Source organism: Halosimplex litoreum, assembly GCF_016065055.1.
Classification (GTDB): Archaea; Halobacteriota; Halobacteria; order Halobacteriales; family Haloarculaceae; genus Halosimplex; species Halosimplex litoreum.
Genome location: NZ_CP065856.1, coordinates 1125769 through 1141515, shown reverse-complemented (window position 1 = coordinate 1141515; position 15747 = coordinate 1125769). Strand labels below are relative to the sequence as shown.

The window sequence follows — 15747 nt, the reverse complement described above, 5'->3', positions numbered from 1 at the left end:
CTCTCCGATCGGACGGGGTAGGGGAGACGCCGAGCCAGGTCTCGACAGGGTCGGGATGCCAGACGGAACTGGGGGCCTGGGAGCGGCGGTCGGACTCGGTTCGACCGGAGGCGGTGAGACCGACGAGCCATCTCCCTCGTCCATCGGCGGGACCGACGGCATCGACCTGCGCGATATCGAGATGGACTGGAGCGACGTGGACCAAGCGGACCCAGAAATCGGAGGCGGGTACGGCAAGAACGAGATGACCTGGGACCGTGTGGAAGGATACGGTCGGTCCTCGCTGGAGGCGATGGAGACGGACGAGATCAAAGATGTCGTCGACTTCGTCAAGGACGAGGGCGGCGAAGAGATCATCGCGGAGTCCATCGACGCCTACGGCGGCCCCGACGCCGAAGACTACGTCTCGGAGGGTGCGAAAAAGACAGCGAGCGGTGTCATCTCGGGGGACGTGTTAGGGGGTGTTGCTTCGGCGGCGATCCCGAGGTGACAGTGGTTGGCGGGGTCCTCGGCGGAATCGAGAGGGGTTCGGTCGCTCCGGTGAACGAGAAGGCCTCCCACGAACTCGACGAACGGACGGAGAAACCGCTCGGCGAGTACGCCAGCATCGGCGGTGCCGTCGAGTTCGTCAAGGAGTCGCCGGAGGTCGTCTCCAATACAGTTTCGGACGCGTTGGGCAGTGGTGAAGCAGATGACGCGGATGTTTCCAGAGCTGGTGAGAAGGGGCCCGAAGGGATCGGAGAAATTGACGATGAGGCTGAGAATTTCTCTCTTGGGGATGTCGAAAAGATGGACAGCGGAGAATGGATGGAACTGGACCGCGAGCGGAAACACGAACTCATCGATACCCTCTCTGCGAACGACGAATTAGATAAGGCGCTCTATGGAAAGTTAGGTGATCTCGACCGGAATGACGTCGGAGACGAATCTGGTCCCGAAGAGCACTTGAAATCCGGAGCAAAGAGCGGCGGTATCTCTGGAATTGTGAAAGCTGGGGCGGAATCGATCAAAGACGATCCAGTCCGCGCTCTCTCGAGTGGTGTTAAAAAAGGCGGGACTGACGCTGCAGCAGAGGCCGCGGTAGAACATGTCTGGGATAAAAAGGATGGTGAGGAGCACGTAGGAGAAGCTGTTGACTGGGCTTCAGAACGGAAGAAACACATCGAAGAGTCCTATCTGGATTCGGCCGAAGGTGGTGGAGAGGAGACCAAATCTGGTGCCGACGACAACGATGAAAATATTAGCAAACCTCCAAATCCGCACGGGGAAGAACACGAAAATACAGACCTGGAAACTGAAGACGATGGATAGTTCGAATGAGTGTCGTTATGATATTAAGCACTGCAACAGAGAATTGAAACAGAATTATGCAAGCTGAACTGTACGAACGGCAGGAAGACCGGGTTGTGATCGAAGTAGTGGACAATAGTGGGTCGCTTCACCGAGTCGAAGTGTATCCCGATGGATCTATCGGTATGCACCGTTATAATGATTACCCGTTCGAATCTGAGGAACTCACTGACGAACAACAACGAATCCTCCAGCAGGTCTAGGCCCGCGCGAAATTTCACGCTCATCAAGCGACCGAATACGACACCCTCCCACCGATGTGGGCCCCTGACAAGATTGTCGAGGGTATCGAAGCGCTGGAGAATCTCCCGATCGACGAATTCGCCGAGCAGTTCCGTGATTTCTACGACATTCTACTGGATCCGGATGTCGCCAAAGAGAAGTACAGTTTCACCGGTAACGTCATTTTCGTCACTAAAGCATACTGTTACAACGAACAACTGGAAATCACACACGTAAATTCAGAGGTCGGGGTGACCTACCGTCAAAATGGAGAAACCAATACTGTTGGCGGTTCCACAGACTGCCCGTCTGACACCACCAAGATGGTACCCTGCCTACCCTCATAGAAGCGGTCAACCGTGAGATTGAGTACCCCGAAGATTTCCGCGATCTATGCGTGAACAACCTCATCTGCCAGATCCGGGACATCTACCGCAACATGGGCGAAGAGCCACCAACGGATGTCGATATGGAGGGACACGGAAAATCCATGACGTTGGCAGACGGCCTGATCAGTCGGCCAGACCAATAAGATCAATCCGAGCTATATCCGGGGTACCGTTCACTCAGATGTGCCCATTTCAGAGCCATCAACTGAGCTGATGGCTGTAATCAACACTAACCGTGAAAGCTGAACTCTACGAACGGCAAGAAGACTGTATCGTCGTCGAAGTCATCGACAACTCAGGCTCACTCCATCGCGTCGAAATCAAACCGGACGGGTCGATCGAGACACACCGTCAAAACGACTACCCATTAGGATCGGAGAATCGAACCGACGAGCAGGAGCGGATTTTTCAACAGGTGGAAGCTCGTGCAAAGTATCATGTCCACCGGGAAACCGACTGCGACGTACTCTCAGCCGCGTGGAACCCCGAAGAGATACCGCGAGCAATTGAAGCACTAGAGAATCTGCCAATCCAGGAGTTTACCGAACAGTTCCGTGATTTCTACAAGGCCCTCGTTCACACAGACGAGTTCAAAAATGAAGAGAATATCTGCGGAAATGTAGTTATGGTAATGAAGTCATTTTGCTACGACGAAGAGTTGTCGATCCCGCACGTTGATCCAGATGTCCGTCTATACTATCGGGAGGATGGTGAGACGAATAAATCCGGGGCGGAATTCGAATGCCCCCCAAACACTACCAGAATGACACTCGTGATGGCCCCTATTAGAGAAATAAATCGTGAGTTCGACTACCCAGAGGACTTCCGCGACCTCTGCGTGAACAACCTCATCTGCCAGACCCGGGATATTTACCGCAACATGGGCGAAGAGCCACCGGCCGACGTGGACATTGAAGGCTACGGGAAACCCACGACGTTGGCAGATGGCCTGATCAGTCGGCCAGACGAGTGATTCTGCCGTCGAGGGGGTTGTCGGATTCCGGCCCGAGAGAATTCATTTCAAAATACATATTACGTAGAATACGTAATGTGAAACTATCTACAGGTGAAGCGGATACCAAGTGGGATGGGAACGTGTTCCTCGGCACCCACCGCGGCCTGGAAACCAATGGGGAATCCACGGGTCGCCAATCGTCACGACCGAGGACTCCGGATACACGACTCAACGGTAGGGAGATACTACATGTTGCGCGCTTCGATCGAAGACACGGGGGAGGACGGTGCACTGGTACAGCTCGTCGACCACGCCGACGAAACGCATCACGTGTTGGTGAGCTGGGACGGCACGATCGAACGCCACCTGCAAGAGCGGTTTCCACCACAGGGAGAGTGTGACGACGCGACAGTCGAGCACGTGCAGCGACTCCACCGTCGCGCGCTCTACGAAGTCCACTGGGAGACTGACGCCGAGTTCGTCCCGACCCAGAAAGACCCGGAGTACCTCAGAGACGCCATCGACTGCCTGAAAGACCGCTCCGAGGACGCGTTCGCCGAGCACTTTCGGCCGTTCTACGACGCGGTGCAGGACCCGCCAATCGATTGCCCGCCCAGTGCCATCGAATCGATCGTGTACCGCGTCAGGTTCTCCCCCGGCGTTTCCGCCGTCACCGAGACCTCGGCACCGCTGGTGGTCTACCAGTCGGAAGACGGTCCCGTCATGGAATCGCGAGGCGACCGCCTCGAAGACTACGACGTCAAGATCCAGTTGCTCCCGGAGACGCTCGATATCCCGTGTGACGACCAGTTTCGTCGACGCGTCTGTCGGCAACTCTCCTGTCAGATGCGGGATCTCTACTACAAGATGGCCCAGCGGCCACCGCTCGCGTACCGCGTTTCGGGGATCGGGCTGGCCGACGCCGTCTCGCTCGACCAGCAACCACTGGTTGCAGACCGACTCGAGACCGGCGACACGTCCCCACCGAGAGCGGAAGGTGGTCCGTCGCCAACCGCGCCAGCGAGCGCGAATCGGTCGGCTGCTTCGGCCGGTGACGCCGTCGACGTTCCAGACGATGCACCGGAGTTTCGGATCATTCGTATCCACCCGGAAGAGCAAGTAATGCTCTGGTTCAACGAAGACGAAGGGCCGCGGTGGGTGCGGTACGACGACTTTGCCCCGAGCCAGGCAAAAAATATGTCGGACTTCGTGAGGGGGAACGTCGTTCGCGCGGACTTCTCCGACGACGGCACGTGCGAGCGGACGATCACGCCGCCCGATCCTGAGGAGTGCTGGGCATTCGACGCCGTCGAGCGCGTCGACGATGCGGTGCTCGCCTTCTTCGACGCCGTCGACTGGGTCCCCGAGATAGCCGACGGCGCCTACGACGCGGCCGGCGAGGACTCTTGGGGCATCGCGTCGACGTTCATCACCGACGTGGACGACGACGAGGCGAGTTTCGAAGCGCACGCGTCGCCGACGAGTGCCGACAAGGGAACGATATACGAGGCGATTCTCCGTGTCGACCTGACGATGGAGAACCTCTTCGACGAGCTGTCGACGACAGACATGCCCGCACGACACCTCATCGTCGCGCGACCGACCCATCGGCCGTACGTGGTCGTGTTAGCTCTCACCGAAGCGAGTGAACTCGACGGCTACTTCCACCAGAAGTTCCGGGACGCGTCCGTCGTGTGACAGTCTGGGAAATAGAATCGTGAGGGGTTCGACGCTCGTAGCTACGAGCCCCCCTGCGGTCAGGCAGTCGGCAACACGTCCGCCTCGGGATCTACAGCGAACGGAGACGCCACTGACCGAGGGGCCGGAATGATGAACGCGTCGCTGGCGTTGCTGGCAGGCGGGACCGTGGGCGGCGAGGCGGCGACCGCACAGTCGGTCGTGGCGTCGGCGGGGAGCGAGTCGGCGGTCGTGCGCGGTGGAGTGCTGGCGGCGAGCAGCGGCGGGTCGATCCAGGACACGGTGGCTCAGGTCGTGTTCCTGACGGTCGCGGGCTTGGGCGTCTTCGGCGTGGTGGTGGCGGTCCTGCAGTTGGTCGGTACCGTCGGTGGCGGTGGGAGTGGTGAACGGCGAAAGGGTGGCCAGCGCGGTGGTGCGAGTGGAAACGGCGGAACCGGCAGACAGTCGATCTCGCGAGGCCCTCGGAGTCGCGCAAGCCCCGGCGACCGTCCGCCTGCTCACGCTCGCCGACTCCCCGACGCGAGCGGGACGAACCGTAACGGATAAAGTCGACCTGCGTGTAGCGGGAAGTGAGCCGAGGTAGCCTAGCCTGGCCAAGGCGCCTGCTTCGAGAGCAGGTCTCCGCAAGGACTCAGGAGTTCAAATCTCCTCCTCGGCGTTTCCGTCGACGCGAACTCGACCAGTCGCCGCTACGCGGTCCGACTCGGCCCCGGCCGTTGAAGTGACAGCCGATACAACCTCCGACGATGCCCTCCACGACGTTCCGATCACGGTTCCGGGTAACGTCGCGGATGGTCGCGGTGGTCGCGGTGCTCGCGGTCGTGGCCCTGGTCGCGGTCGCGCTGGAAGTCGTCGTGTTCGCGGTCGTCGCCTACAGCGTGCTTGCCGCCGCGGAGACGTTTCTGCGGCCGGTCGTCGCCGACCCGGCGACGCGGGTCACGCTCGCGGTCTGCGTCTGCGCGCTCGTCGGGCTGGCGGCGCTGTCGGTCTACCGCGGGGCGCGGGGCGACCCCGTCGACGCGGACGGGACGGCGCTCGTCAGGCTGTACGCGTCGGGTGCGGTCGTGATCGCGTCGCTGTTCGTCACCTATCGAGCGATCGTCCGGTCGGGGCTCCCTCGGTGGACGTTCGTCCTCGTGCTCGTGGTGCTGATCGCGTCGGCGTACCCACTGGCGCTGCTGGCGGTCGCGCGCGACCGCGAGGAGGGCGGCGGCTGGAGCGCGACCGACTTCGACGCCGACGCCGACGACGTGGCCCACGGCTCGGTCGGCTGGATCGCCGTCGCGCGCGTCGTTACCCTGGAGACTGCGCGGACGCTGCGGGCGGCCGCCGACCGTCTCGGTCTCGTCGGCTCGGCGGTCGTCGTCGCGGCGGCGGCCGGCGGGCTCGTCGGCGTGTCCGTCCTGGCCGGCGCGTACCGGTGGGCGACGCTGCTGCCGGCCTTCGCCTGGGCGGGCGGGGCGGTCACCGCCGGCTTCCACCTCGTCGTGACCGCGCGGGACGAGCTGTCGAGCGCCGCCGTCCTCGACGACCTCGAAGCGGTCGCCGACGCCGTCGACGACGAGCGCCTGCGGACGCTGGAGCGGCGCGTCGCCCGGCTGGCCGCGCAGGCCGACGTGCCGGCGCCCGACGTGCGGCTCGCCGAGTCGCCGACGCCGACCGCCGCGGCGGTCGGATACCTGCCCTCGCGGTCGACGCTGGTCGTCTCGACGGGGCTGGTCGACGCGCTCGACGAGGCGCAACTCGACGCCGTCCTGGCCCACGAGCTATCGCACGTCGCCAACTACGACGCCGCGGTGCTGACGGCGCTGTCGTTCCCGCGGGCGCGAGCCCACCGCGTGTTCAGGCGGTACGGTCTCAACCCGGTCGTGACGCTGTTCGCGGGGTTCGTGGCGGCGATCAGCAGAGTCTGTACGGCGGTCGTCGCTCGCGCCCGGGAGTACGCGGCCGACGACGGCGCCGCGGCGATGACGGGCGACCCCGTTGCGCTCGCGACGGCGCTGGAGACGCTCGACGCCGAACTCCGTCACCGTCCCGACCGAGACCTGCGGGCGTCCTCGGCCGCCGCCTTCTCGATCGTCCCGCCGCCGTGGGAGGAACACCGCTTTTTCGACCGGACGCGACGGCTGATCTACCGCCGGCTGCTCGGGACGCATCCGCCGACCGAACGACGGATCGAACGACTCCGGACGGCCATGGACGACCGAGAGCGCCGCTGAAACGGTCGATCGGTCGGGCGCGGTTCTCAGAGAGTAGCGAACCCACCGGCGACGAGCGCGCTCGCGACCACGAGGTACGCGGCGGCCGACAGCGCCCAGTCGCGGCGCACGCGACCGACCCGGTCGTCGGGTACCCGGCCGTAGGTCGGGACGACGACGAACGAGAAAAACCAGTTCATCAGGACGCCGAGTGCGGCGGCGGCCGCGACGACGGCGAGGGCGGTCCCGTCGAGCAGCCACCGAGCGGCGCTCACGGCGGCGAGGAAGAGGACGCCGGTCCCGACGCCGGCGCCGTAGTGGGCGGCGGTCGCGACGCCGTCGGGAGCCGATTCGAGCGACGCGTCCGAGAGCGTCCCGGCGGCCACCCGCGGGGCGGTCGGGCCCTCCGGGAGACGGTTCATCGGTAGGTCCATGGCAAGCGTCGCGACTAGCCCGACCGCCGCGCCGGCGAGCAGGCCGACCGGCAGCCAGTTTATCGTCAGCGTTCCGGCCGTCATATCGGATCTGCGCACCGGACCGTCAAAGCCAGCCACACCAACTGGTTGGGCCGACGCGGAGCCGGTCCGAGCGGCCAGGTGTCGGTCCGGGCGGCGAGGGGCCCCTACCGCAGGTACTCGGCGGGCGACTGCTCGACGACGCCGTCGCGGCGCTCGATCTCGTCGGCGTGGCCCTCGCGGCCGGTCTCGCGCAGGCGCTCGGCGTAGCTGTCCGTCGCGTCGCGCAGGTAGGTCGGCCCGCCTTCCCGCATCTCCTCGAGGAGCGGGTCGGCGAGCGCCCGCGGCGCGTCCGGGTTCCCACCGTTTCGGCCGGTAGCGGCGTCGATCCCTCGCTGGGCGAGCCACTGCTCCAGCAGGGCCATGCCGCGCTCGGCAACTTCGGGGCGGTCGCGCGCGAGGTTCTCGGTCTCGTGGGGGTCGACGTCGAGGTCGTAGAGTTCGACGGGGTCGAACGCCTTCCAGCCGTCGTGGTAGGTGCGAACGAGCAGCCAGTCGTCGAAGCGGACGCCGCGCTGGCAGGCCCAGGCGCCCTGGCTGGTGACGAGGTACTCTCGCCCGTCGGACTCGCCGTCGACCAGCGCGCGGAGGAACGACTCGCCGTCCCACCCCGCGGGGACCTCGCCGCCCACGAGGTCGACGAGCGTCGCCGCGAAGTCGAGGTGGTAGTGGAGGTCGTCGTCGACGCCCGGCTCCACGTCGGGACCGGAAACGATCAGCGGGACGCGGCAGGTCTTGTCGTCGGCGGTCTGGTGGTCGCCGTAGACGTTGCGTTCGCCGAGGTTCTCGCCGTGGTCGGCGGAGATCACGACCAGCGTCTCCTCGTAGACGCCAGCCGCTTTCAGCCGGTCGACGAGCCCGCCGATGTAGTCGTCCATGTAGCGGACGCCCACGTCGTAGCCGTCGACCCAGCGACGGAAGTCCTCGCGGTCGGCGATCTCGTCCGGCGTTCGTTCCAGCTTCTGGGGGCCGCGGCCGTAGAGGTAGCCGTGGTGGAGGTCGCGGGCGCTGTGTGGGCCGTAGCTCTCGTACTGCTCGGCGATGCGCTCGTCGGTGAGCCACGCCGGCGCGGGATCGTCTTCGAAGGGGTTACCGTACTCCTGGGGGGTGTCGTAGGGGGTGTGGGGGTCCCAGAAGTTGACGTGGAGGTACCAGTCCTCGTCGGTCGCGTGGTCGTCGAGCCACGACTCGGCGTAAGGCGCGACGACCTCGGCGCGCTCGGCGCCGCCGCCGCCGGTGTCGTGCCACGTCTCGAACCCGTCGAGGACGTGGAAGGCGCCGTGGCGCTGTGGGAACGGGCTGACCAGGGCGGTCGTGTGTCCCCGGTTCAGGAGTTCGCGCGGGAGCGTGCGGTAGCGACCGTCGGTCGAGGTGCCGCGGGCGCTGCCGCGGTGGCGTACGTCGGCGTTGACCCCCGAGTGGTTGACGACGCCGGTGTGACGGCCGAAGCGGCCGGTAAAAAACGCCGTCCGCGAGGGGAGACACGGCGCGTCGGAGACGTAGTAGTTGGTGAACCGGCGGCCCTCGGCGGCGATCCGGTCGATCGTCGGCGAGGTGTCGCGGTGGTAGCCGTAACAGCCGAGATGATCCGGTCTGAGTGAGTCGCAGTCGACGTACAGGATCCGCATACTCGTGTGGCGCGAGTGAGTCGCAAAAGCGTTCGGACGCCGGAAGCTCGCACCGCCACTCGCGCTCAACCGCCGGTGCCGGGGTTCTGGTAGACGGCGGTGACGATACCGGCGGTCTGGCCGAGGCCGACGGCGGCGATGCCGACGGCGGCGTCCACGCCGGAGCCGGCCAGCCCGTAGGTGGCCGCGCCGGCCAGTGCGAGGATAGCACCGCCGAGGTAGATCCGGTTGAACGGCGGCTCCATCTCGGCGGCGGTCGCGACGTAGGCCAGCGCCGGGACGGCCATCCAGCCGTACAGCGTCACCGCGAGGGCGGGGTCGGCGTCGGGCGTGAGCGCCAGGTCGACGGCGCCGACGAGGGTGATCACGAATCCGACGACGATCACCCCCTGCCAGACCGCGAGGACCGGACCGGTCATCTTCTCCCGGGCGACGACGGCGAAGGCCCCGAGGATGACCGTCATCACCGAGAGGCCGATCAACAGCACGTGACGCGACACGAGCGGCGAGACGTGGGCGCCCAGCGTCAGGACCCAGGCGGCCGGGACGAGGGCGGCGGGAGCGACGTCTGTCAGCGAACGGCTCACGCCGGCGACTACGGCCGACTCCGTGTTCGTCGTTTCGGTCTCGCCTGCGGAGTCGCGAGCGCTGACGGCGGAGCGGACACCATCGCGAGGGCTTGCTGCGTCCGCTCAGAGCCGCGCGACGAGGAAGATGAACGCCGACATCGACAGCGCGGCGGTGATGATGGCGCCGGCCAGCGGCGCGCCCATCGAGACGGCGGCGTTGGCCGTCGAGGCGAGCATCTCCGTGCGGTCGTTCCCGAAGACGGTCACCTCGGCGCTCTCGGTCTCCATACCAGCCTCGACGGGTTCGAGGTCGGCCTTCGCTTCGTCGACCAGGTCCTCGATGGCCGAGACGACCTCCGCCTCGGGGAGGACGTCGCCGACCTGATTTTCGGCCTCCATCGTGTTGACGACGTGGGTGTCGGTGGTGAGCACTTCGACGCGGTCGACGGCGTCGACGGCGTCGACGATCCGATCGCGCAGGCCGGGGACCATGTTGTTGCCGTCGACGAAGACGTAGGCGGTCTGCTGGCCGTCGACCGAGAAGACGGCGACGCGGATGCCCAGCGGGCCGATCCCCTCCTCGGGCTCCCAGTCGGTCTCGTCCCAGGCGACGCCGCACTCGAATGGCTTGCGCGTCGCGGCGGCGAGCCGGGAGCCGACCTCGCCGGCGCCGTCGATCATGTCGAACGAGCGCTGGCTGCCGGGGACCACGTGGCCGAGGTCCTCGCCGGCCAGGCCGTTGTTACAGTTGTGAGCGTCGGCGAGCATCACCTCCGACAGGTCGCCGGTGCGGGCCTCGGCGACCGCCGAGAGGCCGACGGCGTACTCCACGTCGTCGGCGAACCCCGGCGCGAACGTCGACGCGAGGAAGGCGCTGTCGCCGAAGGCCTGGCCGGTCAGGGTGGCCTCGCCCTGTTCGACTCGCACGGACTCAGTCGCCGTCGCGTCGTACTCGATGCGCCGGTAGGCGGTCTCGGCCGTGCCGATGACGGTCTCGACCTCGCGCTCGGTGACGAGGTTGAAGTCGTGGCCGGCGGTCGCGTGGGGCGGGAACGCCAGCCCGTCGGCCTGCTCGGCGATCCGCCGGGGGAGGTTGCCGCCGCCGATGTCGCCCATCGGGCCGGGGTGGAGCATCGGGAGGACGAACCGCGCCTTCTCGCCGCCCCCCGACCGGCGGACCGAGAGCACGGAGACGGGCACGATGGCGTCCTCGCCGATGTCCTCGAAGAACGCCTCCAGTTCGCGGCTCCCCTCGGCGACGTGACCGATGAACCCGCGAACGAAGTCGAGGACGCTGACGCCGAGACTGCGCTTCCAGGGCTGGTCGATGACGGTGAGGAAGAGCCAGACGCAGGCGGCGTAGACGACGCAGATGAGCGCGAGCAGGCCGAACTTGCCGGGGTCGACGTACTGCATCTCGGCGATGCGCGCGGGCGCCTCGTCGGGGCGAAAGAGGAACGCGCGGGCGATCGGCCCGCCGCCGAACTCCATGTACCGCATCGTGCCGCTGTAGACGAACAGCAACAGCGCTGCGGAGACGGTCTGGATGCTGGCGGCGGCGGACGCGACGGGGAGTCGCTGGCGCGAGACGGCCATGATGACGAACAGCCGCAGGGCGAAGATCGACGCCAGCGCGACCAGCAGGGCGTCGACGACGAACTCCTGGCCCAGCGGCGTCACGAACGCGACGAACGCCGCGGCGGTCAACACGGCGATCGTGATGAGCTCGCAGGCAAGCGCCAGTAGCGACGCCTGGTTGCGCGAGAGCTGGCCGCCGAGTTTGCGGTCGACGTACGGCGTGAACACGCTCGCCGCGACGGTCGGGACGCCGATGTAGAACAGCCCCTCCCAGGCGTCCTCGAAGACGAACCGGGAGTCGAACGCCGCGACGCCGGCCACCGCCGCGATGAGCAGGGCGAAGCCGATGCTGGAGTACCAGCTGGGCGCGCGGAAGACGAACCGCGACAGGCTCGCGAGATTGCCCTGAGTTGTCGTCATGGCTAACCTGATCCATCAATGACCGTACGATCACTTCAAACGTGGGAGTTCCGTCAGACGCCCGTCAGCGCCCCGATCAGGCGCTTGCGGGCCGATATTCTCGACAGAAACACACGTCCGTGCGACGACATGGCACGCCGGCGTCCCGCGACCGGCGGCTCCCGGCAGGCTCGCCCGCGGGGTCACTCGCAGATCGCGAGGAAGTTCTCGAAGACCTCTTCGCCGCGTTCGGTGTGGGCGACCTCGGGGTGCCACTGGACGCCGTACAGATCGCGGTCGGTGTCGCTCATCGCCTCGACGCCGCAGACGTCGCTCTCGGCGGTGCGGGCGAAGCCGTCGGGGACGCGGACGACCTCGTCGGCGTGGCTGGCCCAGACGCGCGTGCTCGGTGCGAGCGACCCGATCAGGGGGTCGGCGTCGTCGAGCACGTCGACGGTCACGTCGGCGTAACCACCGTAGTCGCCCTCGCCGACCTCGCCGCCGAGCTCCGTCGCGATGACCTGGTGGCCCAGGCAGATGCCCAACACCGGGATATCGAGGTCGAGGTAGTCGGGGCAGTTGCCGATACGGTCGATCGAGGGGCCGCCCGAGAGGACGAGGCCGTCGGCGTCGATCCCCTCTGGCGGCGTCTCGTTGTCCACGATCTCCACGTCCACGCCCATGTCCCGGAGCGCGCGCTGCTCCAGGTGTGTGAACTGGCCGTGGTTGTCGATCACGTCGATGCGGGTCATTAGGGGCCCGTAACTCGCCGGCCGGTAAAAGCCGTCCGGAACGCGCAGGACTGGCCGGCCAGTGTCGGTTGCGACACTCGGCCGCTCGCTCCCGACGCCGGCTCCCGCCGGACGATTTTTACCGGTCGGTCACGTCCGTTCCCCTCGTGTCACGTCGCGCCCGCCTGATAGCCGGGTTCGCGGTCGCGCTCCTGGCCGTCGGTGGCTTCCTCTGGGCGGTGGGACCCGAGGCGGTACTGGCGGAGCTGGCGTCGGCGGATCTCGCGGTGCTGTCGGTCGGGTTCCTCGGTGTCGTCGCCGCCCTCGCGGCCTGGAGCGAGGCGGTGCGGCGCCTGCTGGCGAGCACCGGCCACTCCGTTCGCGGCCGGCGTTACCGCTCGGCGTACCTGAGCGGCGAGTTCCTCAAACAGGTGCTGCCGATGGGCCAGAGCGGCGGGCCCGTCCTCATGTCGTACACGCTCAGCCGCGAGACGGCGGCGCCCTACGAATCGACGCTGGCCGCGGCGTCGGTGTTCGCCTTCCTCAACGTCGTCGCGTCGCTCGTCCTCGCGGTCGCCGGGCTGGCGCTGCTGGTCGCGACCCGGCGCGGCCCGAGCGGGACGGTGCTCCGCACCGTCCTCGTCGCGATGGTCGCGGTGACCGCCGTCGTCCTCGCGCTCACCTCCCTCGCGGCCTACCGACGGGCGACCCTCGAACGCATCGCGCTCGGGGTAGCCGCCGGTCTCCGCCGGACCGTCGGACGCGTCTCGGCCCGAGCCGAGACGGCGCTCGCACCGGAACCGATCGAGGACGCAGTCGAGCGGTTCGCCGGTGCGGTCGACGACCTGACGGGTGACCGGCGCCGAGTCGGAACGGCCGTCGCGCTCGCCGTCGTCGGCTGGTGTTGCTTTCTCCTGCCGATGTACACGAGCTTCCACGCCATCGGCGAGCCCGTGCCCTACGCGATGGTCGTGTTCGTCGTCCCGGTCGTCACTCTGCTGAACGTCGTACCGCTCCCCGGCGGCCTCGGTGGGTTCGAGGTGGCACTGGCGGGCGTGACCGCCGCGATCGCGCCCGTCGACCTGCCGACGGCGACCGCCGCCGTCTTCCTCTTCCGGCTGTCGAACTACTGGTTCGTCGTTCTGCTGGGCGGGCTGGCCGCGGCGTCGCTGTCGGTGCGGGTGAGCGACCCGCCGCCGATCGTTCCCGTCGAGGACGACGAGGGGGTCTGAGTCGCGAGCGTTGGACCGCCGTCCCGAGTGGTCGCTGTCGGGGGTCGGGCGACCGACGGTCAGGTGACGAGGAGATAGACGAGCGCGGAGACGATGAGGAGTTTCTTGGTGACGATGACCCCGAGGACGACCGACCGGGCCGTGATGTCGTCCACTCGCTCGCTGAGCCGGCGGTAGGCGCTGTCGACGAGCGAAGGGCCCTGCTGGGTAGGTTCGTCCGCGGTGCCCGGGCCGCCGCCGGGGAGCGCTGCCGCCGGCACCCAGCCGTTCTCGAGGTAGACGACCGGGATCGTCTCGCCCTCGAGGTGGAACAGCTGGTCGTACTCGTAGCCCGCGTCGGCCGCGACCGCCTTCAGCTCCATCACGTCCCGGGCGTCGTCGAGGTCGTAACTGACCGAGTCCGATTCGGACGTCCACTCGAACCCGAGGGTGAGCGTGGCCGTGTCGTCGACGACGGCCACGTCCGTCACGTCCGCCCGCTCGCGATTGCCGGTGAGTTCGCGTTCGCTCCGCTGGAGCCGTTCGTACTCGTCGTCGGTGTACTCGCGGAGGGCCATCCTATCGACACTGGTGGCGGCAGAGAAATAAGCGCTCCGCGTGTCAGCGCTCGAACTGGTCCGCGCCGTCGTCCGACGCCCCCTCGCCGCCGTCGTCGACACCCGCCTGGCTCCCGTCGACGTCGAACCGGTCGGCCGCGGACTGGAAGCCGAGCTCGGACTGCTCGCGGGAGCGTCGCCCCTCGCGCTCCGCGATGGCTTCGGGGTCGGGATTGGCGTCCTCGTCGACGCTCGCCCACGAGTCGTGAACCTTCGCGTGACACCACCGACAGAGGAAGACGGAAATCTCGTGGCTCGGATCGTCCTCGTCGCCGGACCCCGAGCGATACGAGAGGTGGTGTTCCTCCAGCAGCGGTCGCTCGTCGTCGTGGGCCATTCGGTGCTCTTCGAGGCCGCAGCGTTCGCATTCCCGGTCCCTGTTGCGACAGCGGAAGTGCGGGCAGTCGGCCCACTCCCAGGGGCCGGTCAGCCCCTCCTCGTCGAGCGCACCCACGACCGGACAGCGGAACTCCTCGCGGCTGCGCGCGTTCGCGAACTCGGGGTCGCGCTCGCCCTGTTCGACGGCGAACCGGCATCGGCCCCCGTCGGTGCAGTGGTCGCACCGGTCGACGTGCGCGTAGGGGTCGTCCACGCCGACCGACGTGCCGGAAGGCGTCTTCTCCATGGTCCGGCCAGGGCGGCGAGCCGTTAGAGATTTTCGAGCCGTCGACACGAGCAGAAGATTTGTGCCGGTCCCCTCTCGATCGGCAGGCATGGACGCGCGCATCGTCGCGGTCGGGCTGGCACTGTTCGTCGCGTTCGCGGGCTGTCTCGGTGGCCCCGGGGCCGACGCGGAGACGCCGGAACCGACCGACACGCCCGCGCCGGACCGCCCCTCGACGACGGACACGCCGACGACCGCGACGCCCGACCGCGGGACGCCGACGCCGGCGCTCGGCGGCGAGACCACGACCGTCGAGTACGTCGTCCGCGCGGGCGAGCTCCCCGAGGGGGTCGCGTCGGCGAACGCCACGATGGCGGTCGCGTTCGCAGAGACCAACGTCTACCACTGCGACGGCGACTTCGGCTCGGGCGGCGGCTTCGGGACGCCGACCCCCACTCCCGACCTGGACCACGATCTGGACTGTCTCCGCTACGGCGGGCTGACGGTCGACCTCGCGGACCTGAACGGCTCGCGGTCGCTGGGCGCGTTCTCGGTCCCGCGGTCGGCCGTCGACGAGTACGCGCTGGTCGTCCGCGACGTGACCGTGACTCTGGACGACGGTACCGTCGTCGAGGACGTCTACGCGGAACAATTCAGGGCACACACCGTCAGGAACGCCGATAGCTCGGCGTACGGCGTCGAGATCGACCTCGACGACCGGCCGCCCGGGGCGACGCCGCGGCCGAACCCGCGACCGCACCCCGATAGCTCCTACGAGGTCGGGTCGAGCGAGTTCGAGCCCGAGACCGGCGATTCGCCGGTCCGCTACGCGCTCTCGACGGGCGGCAGCGTGGCCGACGGCGAGATGACCGTCCGGGTGACTCGCGACGGCGCGCCGGCGAACGTGACCGTGACGGCGGTCGGCGCAGCCGAGCCCCGGTACCGAACCGGCGCCGACGGCATCGTCGGCGTCGGGATCACGAGCCCGGAGATCGTCGAGTTCGAAGCGGCGGTCGTCGACCGGGCCTCGTGACCGCCGCGGCGGACCACCTCGCGTTCTCAGATGCTGAAACTTGGTTGCCG

Annotated in this window: 16 protein-coding genes and 1 tRNA gene; 10 read left to right on the top strand and 7 right to left on the bottom strand. The window is 67.2% G+C overall.

What is annotated here, in order from left to right:
- Positions 1-55: 55 nt before the first annotated feature.
- From I7X12_RS05620 to I7X12_RS05585, 8 genes are all read left to right on the top strand, one after another.
- Entirely contained in the window at positions 56-490 is a 435-nt protein-coding gene (locus I7X12_RS05620; protein WP_198062878.1) for a hypothetical protein, read from the top strand.
- 2 nt (positions 491-492) lie between these two features.
- On the top strand, positions 493-1311 hold the full coding sequence (locus I7X12_RS05615; protein WP_198062877.1) for a hypothetical protein: 819 nt from the start codon (positions 493-495) through the stop codon (positions 1309-1311).
- A gap of 296 nt (positions 1312-1607) precedes the next feature.
- Entirely contained in the window at positions 1608-1919 is a 312-nt protein-coding gene (locus I7X12_RS05610; RefSeq protein ID WP_198062876.1) for a hypothetical protein, read from the top strand.
- 277 nt (positions 1920-2196) lie between these two features.
- Positions 2197-2934 carry a hypothetical protein gene (locus I7X12_RS05605; protein ID WP_198062875.1) on the top strand — a complete coding sequence of 246 codons (738 nt, stop codon included), beginning with the start codon at positions 2197-2199 and terminating at the stop codon, positions 2932-2934.
- A 231-nt stretch (positions 2935-3165) separates the two neighbouring features.
- A complete protein-coding gene (locus tag I7X12_RS05600; protein ID WP_198062874.1) occupies positions 3166-4614 on the top strand; it encodes a hypothetical protein in 1449 nt (482 codons plus the stop codon).
- Between the two features lie 132 nt (positions 4615-4746).
- Positions 4747-5160, top strand: coding sequence for a hypothetical protein (locus tag I7X12_RS05595; protein WP_198062873.1), 414 nt, complete (start codon positions 4747-4749; stop codon positions 5158-5160).
- A 27-nt stretch (positions 5161-5187) separates the two neighbouring features.
- Positions 5188-5272: transfer RNA gene (locus tag I7X12_RS05590), tRNA-Ser, on the top strand.
- 88 nt (positions 5273-5360) lie between these two features.
- Positions 5361-6833: a M48 family metallopeptidase gene (locus I7X12_RS05585; protein WP_198062872.1), complete on the top strand. Its 1473-nt coding sequence runs from the start codon at positions 5361-5363 to the stop codon at positions 6831-6833.
- 26 nt (positions 6834-6859) lie between these two features.
- Here I7X12_RS05585 and I7X12_RS05580 read toward each other — a convergent pair whose 3' ends face one another.
- From I7X12_RS05580 to I7X12_RS05560, 5 genes are all read right to left on the bottom strand, one after another.
- Positions 6860-7330, bottom strand: a complete 471-nt coding sequence (locus I7X12_RS05580; RefSeq protein ID WP_198062871.1) for a hypothetical protein — start codon at positions 7328-7330, stop codon at positions 6860-6862.
- 104 nt (positions 7331-7434) lie between these two features.
- The gene (locus I7X12_RS05575) at positions 7435-8955 is read right to left on the bottom strand and encodes a sulfatase family protein (RefSeq protein WP_198062870.1); all 1521 of its coding nucleotides are present in this window, start codon (positions 8953-8955) and stop codon (positions 7435-7437) included.
- A 65-nt stretch (positions 8956-9020) separates the two neighbouring features.
- The gene (locus tag I7X12_RS05570; RefSeq protein WP_198062869.1) at positions 9021-9542 is read right to left on the bottom strand and encodes a hypothetical protein; all 522 of its coding nucleotides are present in this window, start codon (positions 9540-9542) and stop codon (positions 9021-9023) included.
- Positions 9543-9647: 105 nt separating this feature from the next.
- The gene (locus I7X12_RS05565; protein ID WP_198062868.1) at positions 9648-11522 is read right to left on the bottom strand and encodes a DUF2070 family protein; all 1875 of its coding nucleotides are present in this window, start codon (positions 11520-11522) and stop codon (positions 9648-9650) included.
- Between the two features lie 182 nt (positions 11523-11704).
- Positions 11705-12253 carry a GMP synthase subunit A gene (locus I7X12_RS05560; protein WP_198062867.1) on the bottom strand — a complete coding sequence of 183 codons (549 nt, stop codon included), beginning with the start codon at positions 12251-12253 and terminating at the stop codon, positions 11705-11707.
- Between the two features lie 146 nt (positions 12254-12399).
- Between I7X12_RS05560 and I7X12_RS05555 the strand changes: the two genes are divergently transcribed.
- Complete coding sequence (locus I7X12_RS05555) at positions 12400-13464, top strand: lysylphosphatidylglycerol synthase transmembrane domain-containing protein (RefSeq protein ID WP_198062866.1); 1065 nt, start codon at positions 12400-12402, stop codon at positions 13462-13464.
- A gap of 59 nt (positions 13465-13523) precedes the next feature.
- Here I7X12_RS05555 and I7X12_RS05550 read toward each other — a convergent pair whose 3' ends face one another.
- Together I7X12_RS05550 and I7X12_RS05545 are read right to left on the bottom strand one after the other, a co-directional pair.
- Positions 13524-14021, bottom strand: coding sequence for a hypothetical protein (locus I7X12_RS05550; RefSeq protein WP_198062865.1), 498 nt, complete (start codon positions 14019-14021; stop codon positions 13524-13526).
- 43 nt (positions 14022-14064) lie between these two features.
- A complete protein-coding gene (locus tag I7X12_RS05545) occupies positions 14065-14685 on the bottom strand; it encodes a DUF7097 family protein (RefSeq protein ID WP_198062864.1) in 621 nt (206 codons plus the stop codon).
- Between the two features lie 88 nt (positions 14686-14773).
- Between I7X12_RS05545 and I7X12_RS05540 the strand changes: the two genes are divergently transcribed.
- Positions 14774-15697: a hypothetical protein gene (locus I7X12_RS05540; protein WP_198062863.1), complete on the top strand. Its 924-nt coding sequence runs from the start codon at positions 14774-14776 to the stop codon at positions 15695-15697.
- Positions 15698-15747: the final 50 nt, after the last annotated feature.

What these genes read in the sequence shown, in the direction of transcription:
- I7X12_RS05620 (WP_198062878.1), top strand. Translation starts at nt 56, where the DNA reads ATGCCAGACGGAACTGGGGGCCTGGGAGCGGCGGTCGGACTCGGTTCG.
- I7X12_RS05610 (WP_198062876.1), top strand. Translation starts at nt 1,608, where the DNA reads ATGTGGGCCCCTGACAAGATTGTCGAGGGTATCGAAGCGCTGGAGAAT.
- I7X12_RS05600 (WP_198062874.1), top strand. Translation starts at nt 3,166, where the DNA reads ATGTTGCGCGCTTCGATCGAAGACACGGGGGAGGACGGTGCACTGGTA.
- I7X12_RS05595 (WP_198062873.1), top strand. Translation starts at nt 4,747, where the DNA reads ATGAACGCGTCGCTGGCGTTGCTGGCAGGCGGGACCGTGGGCGGCGAG.
- I7X12_RS05585 (WP_198062872.1), top strand. Translation starts at nt 5,361, where the DNA reads ATGCCCTCCACGACGTTCCGATCACGGTTCCGGGTAACGTCGCGGATG.
- I7X12_RS05580 (WP_198062871.1), bottom strand. Translation starts at nt 7,330, where the DNA reads ATGACGGCCGGAACGCTGACGATAAACTGGCTGCCGGTCGGCCTGCTC.
- I7X12_RS05575 (WP_198062870.1), bottom strand. Translation starts at nt 8,955, where the DNA reads ATGCGGATCCTGTACGTCGACTGCGACTCACTCAGACCGGATCATCTC.
- I7X12_RS05565 (WP_198062868.1), bottom strand. Translation starts at nt 11,522, where the DNA reads ATGACGACAACTCAGGGCAATCTCGCGAGCCTGTCGCGGTTCGTCTTC.
- I7X12_RS05560 (WP_198062867.1), bottom strand. Translation starts at nt 12,253, where the DNA reads ATGACCCGCATCGACGTGATCGACAACCACGGCCAGTTCACACACCTG.
- I7X12_RS05550 (WP_198062865.1), bottom strand. Translation starts at nt 14,021, where the DNA reads ATGGCCCTCCGCGAGTACACCGACGACGAGTACGAACGGCTCCAGCGG.
- I7X12_RS05545 (WP_198062864.1), bottom strand. Translation starts at nt 14,685, where the DNA reads ATGGAGAAGACGCCTTCCGGCACGTCGGTCGGCGTGGACGACCCCTAC.
- I7X12_RS05540 (WP_198062863.1), top strand. Translation starts at nt 14,774, where the DNA reads ATGGACGCGCGCATCGTCGCGGTCGGGCTGGCACTGTTCGTCGCGTTC.